Genomic DNA, 4,652 nt, shown 5'->3' with positions numbered 1-4,652 from the left:
TTTAAAGTTGCTAAAATAGTAGAATATTATTGATCGGTTATTTAAATGAGCAGTAATTCCGGTGACTAATTTTTATGCAATTTAATGAGGAAATGTTCAATTCTAAAAAGGAATTTACAGTAGAGGGACTTTGTTTATTGTCTTAACTTTTAGACTATAAAGTGATATCAATAGGGAAAATCGTTAGAAGTGCTATACTCATTATGGGATTAAATGCGGACCTAAAATGTGGAACCAAATTATAAAACCTGTAAATCCCCCTACAAAACCACTTATGATAAATGGTAATCTAAATTTTTCAGGGATAATTCTAAATACTACATACATCGAAATGACTATTCCAGTAATGGCTAAAATAACAGGAATCGCCCCAGATCCTAAATTGAAATATTCGGAAATATATCTTTCATCACCACCAAAATAATTACCCTGATTATATATAATTTCGAATCCTAAAGAATGGATTAGGTTAAAGATTTCTCTCAGCCAAAATAATGCAAGAAAAATACCTAGCCAATCAATAATCTTTAATCCACGATTTTTTATTCTTTTCTTTCTTTTTAAAAGTAAAACCAGACCTAATAATCCTGTAATAGTTGTTTGTAATGGACCACCTAATGTGATTTTTATACTATCTGATTCTAATCTTTCTTTACCTTCTTCAAAATTGTTTCTTTGTTCAAAAGGTAGATTATTTTCGATTTGATATTTATTTTTGGAATAAATTGAATCCAGTTTGTTATTGAGTTCTGAATTATCATAATTCATACTTCCGTAATGTAGGCTTGTATTATATCCTAAACTTTCTGCAACTACTATATGACCAGTCTCATGACTAATTGTGCCAATTATGGTAAAGAATATAAAGGCTAAGGATAGTATTAGGATGTTTTTAGTTGGGATCAAATTAATATTATAAAACAAGACACTAGCGATTTGAGTTTAGGGAATGGAGTCAGGTTTGTCGGCTTAGTATTGATTTGTTGGTCAAGTTAATTATTTTCATTCTAACAAAACCGTCTATTGGCGACGAACCGTTGTAAACAGTAGCATTCAATCAGAATTTCGATCTTGCCGGAATTAAAAATAGTGATTTGTAACCCCTATTTTTCTACTTAATGACTCAAGTTGTACTCTCTGTTTAACCGTGATTTTAAATTAATTGACCTTTTTTAATTTTTTTAGGTCAATTGAATCAAACCAATTTGCGCCATCAATATCTAGTTTAGTTGTGTTTAATAAATATTTTTCAAATCTTACATTTTCTTTATGTGCAGAAAGTAGTTCTTGATTAATATCTATTAAAAATCCCATTTTAAGTTTTTCATCTGCAAATATTCTGTATGTAACTGGTTGATCAACTTTAAATGGTTTATTTCTAAGCATTTTTGAAACTTTTTGTTCTACATTTTCAAAATCGGTTTTCTCCGTCTCAACAAATATCGTCTTATCTGCACTTATAAATAGATTTACATAAGTTGAGTTTATCGGATCTGAATCCTGTGCTACAACACTATTTCCAATAAAAATTATCAGAAAAAAGAAGGTTAATTTTTTAAGCATAATACTCTGTTATTTACTTTAGTTGTTTATAAAATATTTTTGTCGCTATTGTTTACAACGGTCTTGGTTAAGACAAGTAGCGTGGAGTAGGGATACGTTCTTGTTGGTTTAGTTGATTGTTACTTGATGACTAAAATAGTACTTTTCACTACATTGCCCGCTATTTGCGCTAAACCGACTTGGCAACAGTATCTCTTATTTCATTGTTTCCGTTCTTTCACCTTTTCCAATAAATACTAGAGCATCAAAATGCTTAAACCAGTTTGTTTTACTTTTGTCTAAATTGAACAATCCTTCAAACTGTTTGTTTTCAAAGTTCGGATTATCATATATCAATTGTTTAGAATCGATAAAATAATTCATATCTATAGAAGGCAAAAAGTGCAATAAGTTATCTTTATCATTAATATATTTCTCTATACTTCTTTTAGTTCGATAAGGCATTTGAATGGAAGAAACAGCAATGTGATATGAAGTACCTGGATTCATTTCCACGAATTGACTTCCCATTGTTTTACCTTTCATAAAATCGTATTCATACTTCGCCATATGTGAATTAGCAACCCATACGATAAATTTTTTGTCAAGAAATTTATTCACTAAAAAATCTAAATTTTCAGCCATTTGTTTATCCCTAATTGGAATGCCATCTTTTTTATTACTATTTATAGTATAAATTTGGACTGTACTTTTAAAGCTTTCTAATATTTGATGCCAAAGTGCATTAGATTTGACTTTCTCATTTAGAAGATATTCATCAAGTTCTGCGATTAAAAATTCAGCCTCATTATTTTTAATTTCTCTTTTCGCTGAAGAACCATTTTTAAGGATTTTGTCAACCAAAACCATAAATTCCTTTTTAAATTCAAGGGCATTTTCATTCATGAAATTTGTCAGTTTTTCAAGAAAGTTATGGTATGTATAATATGAATGAGTTTGATTATCCAATCCCCAAATTGTGACATTATTTTCTTCTAAAAATTTATATAATTCCTGACATTGAACTGAAAGTGACCAATGTGGGAAAATGTTGTATTTTTCATGATCAAAGTATAATCCGAAAAAATCACTTTCGAAGACAATATCCTTATATCCTTTTTCATCAACCAAGTATTTTACGAACTGTGATTTAGCCAAAAAATCTGATCCAATATGATGTCCGGACTCTCCTAAAAATACAACTCTTTTATCCTCAATATTATTTGAAATAATTAGCTGTACTTCACTCGTTAGAAGATCATTTATAGAGTCTAATTCATATAAATTATTCTCAATTTGAGCAAATGACAGCTTACTGATTAAAAGTAATAAAAGTAAAATCTTGTTTTTATGTTGCATGTTGATATTGTTGCCAACGTCCCCGGTTCGCAAGTGCGGGAATAAGAACTTGGATTTGTCGGATTAGTGTTTTAATAATTAATCTCTAAAATAACCATTTTCAACCAGCTACCCGCTATTTGCGGTGAACCGTCTTTGTTGGGCTGCGTTATTTACCCAAATTAAGTTCTTTAATTAGTCGGTTGATTTTGTCAGTTATTTGGTAAGCACCTTCAGTTGACGGATATTTCCCGAATTCGAACTGATATGTTCTACCTAAGTATAATTCAAATTGGTCAGAATTTATGTTCTGGTTTTCATACGCGTTCTGCAACAATGGAAAAAATCTCCTTCTTTCCTGAATATCTGTAGAGTGATGGACTACGATCCAAGGGGCTGTTAAAGCACGATTTGAAACTGAATCTTTTGATGGATAGCCAAATGTACTTAAATAAAGGTCAATTCTTTTTAAATTCAGTTGGTCAATTGAATCTATTAGATAAACAAAGTTTTGATATTGACTTGAGTTCTTTCCATATTTTAGTACAATTTCAGAGCTTCGTCCATCTCGAATATCTTGGTCTGATTCATAGATATATTCTAGATATTCTTCCTGGTCTGATGAAGATTTTAATTTAGCGATTTCTTGCTTCACATTGACTGAATTTTTTTCTTCAACTTTATCACATCCAACAAATGTTATCAGACCAAAAATCAGAAATTTTATTCTTATTCTCATAATTCTTTAATGCTGCCCAACGGTCCCCTTTACTTCGTCAGTTGGCGGAGTACGGGACGCGGATTTGTCGGCTTAGAATTGGTTTGTTGGTCAAGTTAAATATTTTCTTTCTAACGCTACCGTCTATTAGCGATGAACCGTCTATGCCCACAGTTTTTACTCGTTTTCAAAAACGGCAACTGCTCTTACAGGAGAACCAGTTCCTCCACGTATTTTGAGCGGTAATCCTATAAATCTAAATCTTCCTCTTCCTATTAAACTGTGAAGATTTATCATATTTTCATAATGAGTAAAGTTCATTTCTCCACATATATGATGAACTTCTCTATTAGATAATCCTGAAACACCTGGAGACATAGTTTCTACACCGAATGCAGATATTTTCTTTTCTCCTAACCATCTTGCACATGAAATAGATATTCCGGGTCCACTTCCCCAATTTTTAGTATTGAAATGTTTTCGGTAATGATCCGTATAAAGTAACACAGTATCACCTTTCTTAATTTCTAAATTAGCCTTAGAACAAGCTATTTTAATTTCTTCAGGTTCAATAAGTTCTTTTAAATTTTTATTTGAAAGGTCAAGACATATACCTTCTGTATAGAACATGGATAAAGGCATCATATCGATTGATTTTCCTATATGTTGAATTTCCATGTGATTAATAGCATCGACATGTGTTCCTGTATGTTCTCCTAATTCTAATTTATGAACTGCAGGAGTTTTAGTTTTCGGATTTTTAATTCCATTCCATTTTTCATGAGAATTATGAATTGTCATTTTAACTTGAGGAAGGTCTTTATAAACAGGCATACCTTCATATATTTCCTGACTCAAATCGATAATTTCGTTCATTTGCGAATGTTTCTGAAAATTGTGGGCCACGGTTACGATTCATAAGTTGCGGGAGTAGGGGCGCGGACTTGTCGGATTAACCATTTTCTTTCTTGGTTTCTAAAATTACACTTCTTCGGCAATACCCGTCTTAAGTTTGATTTTCTAACTTTAAGATATTAATAGGAAAGAACAAAAG

Annotated in this window: 5 protein-coding genes; all 5 read right to left on the bottom strand. The window is 31.1% G+C overall.

The features are described 5' to 3' along the window. Positions 1-201: 201 nt before the first annotated feature. Positions 202-906, bottom strand: a complete 705-nt coding sequence (locus Q1K34_RS17775) for a hypothetical protein (RefSeq protein WP_300442026.1) — start codon at positions 904-906, stop codon at positions 202-204. Between the two features lie 252 nt (positions 907-1,158). Continuing rightward, the gene (locus Q1K34_RS17770) at positions 1,159-1,563 is read right to left on the bottom strand and encodes a biopolymer transporter ExbD (protein WP_300442024.1); all 405 of its coding nucleotides are present in this window, start codon (positions 1,561-1,563) and stop codon (positions 1,159-1,161) included. A gap of 195 nt (positions 1,564-1,758) precedes the next feature. Then, entirely contained in the window at positions 1,759-2,901 is a 1,143-nt protein-coding gene (locus Q1K34_RS17765) for an erythromycin esterase family protein (RefSeq protein WP_300442021.1), read from the bottom strand. Between the two features lie 148 nt (positions 2,902-3,049). Next, the gene (locus Q1K34_RS17760; RefSeq protein WP_300442018.1) at positions 3,050-3,619 is read right to left on the bottom strand and encodes a hypothetical protein; all 570 of its coding nucleotides are present in this window, start codon (positions 3,617-3,619) and stop codon (positions 3,050-3,052) included. Between the two features lie 156 nt (positions 3,620-3,775). Further along, positions 3,776-4,474 carry a cyclase family protein gene (locus Q1K34_RS17755; protein ID WP_300442015.1) on the bottom strand — a complete coding sequence of 233 codons (699 nt, stop codon included), beginning with the start codon at positions 4,472-4,474 and terminating at the stop codon, positions 3,776-3,778. Positions 4,475-4,652 lie beyond the last annotated feature (178 nt).

The organism is Christiangramia sp. (genome assembly GCF_029937855.1).
Lineage (GTDB): Bacteria > Bacteroidota > Bacteroidia > Flavobacteriales > Flavobacteriaceae > Christiangramia.
This window is presented reverse-complemented; position numbering and strand designations above follow the sequence as displayed.